Annotated in this window: 1 protein-coding gene; it reads right to left on the bottom strand. The window is 51.8% G+C overall.

What is annotated here, in order from left to right; all coding sequences use genetic code 11:
* Positions 1–64: 64 nt before the first annotated feature.
* Positions 65–511, bottom strand: a complete 447-nt coding sequence (locus tag PsAD46_RS05020) for a DUF1983 domain-containing protein (RefSeq protein ID WP_275496385.1) — start codon at positions 509–511, stop codon at positions 65–67.
* Between the last annotated feature and the right edge of the window lie 33 nt (positions 512–544).

Below are 544 nucleotides of genomic sequence, written 5' to 3'. Positions count from 1 at the left end.
GATCGTAGTATGACCATCTAGCGACCTCCACCCGGAATATTAATGGTTACGCCATTACCATTAATCACCGTTGTGTTGCCGGAGCCATTGAAAGAAAATTACCGTTTGTGGCGTAAATCGAGCCGCGAACGGTCACGTTGTTAAACGTCGCGTAGCCAGATTTGTTGATGTGCCAGCCAACGTTCCCGGTTCCGTCCCATGTTGAAGACTGAATGTAGTTTCCTATTTTGGCATTGCTGATGGTACCGTCCTGGATGAACGTATCCCGGATGAAGGTCTGTCCGTTCTGGATCACAAATGGCAGCGTAACTGTACCGCCAGCCTGAGTCATCACAGCGAAGCGGTCTGCCAGGAAGAGCACCTGCGACTGCATACCCGCTGGCGTATTCTGAACACCAATGCCCATTCCCGCTGCGTACTGGTTGCCATTAGAATCAACAGCGACCTTGATGCTGTACATCGCATTCAGGTCGCCGTTGACGTTCGCAATTGCCTGCGCGTTGGTGGTGATCGCTGAAGAGTGGAGGTCGCTAGATGGTCATAC

The organism is Pseudovibrio sp. Ad46 (genome assembly GCF_001623065.1).
Lineage (GTDB): Bacteria > Pseudomonadota > Alphaproteobacteria > Rhizobiales > Stappiaceae > Pseudovibrio.
The sequence above is the reverse complement of the archived record's forward strand: the minus strand, read 5'-3'. Positions and strand labels throughout refer to the sequence as shown.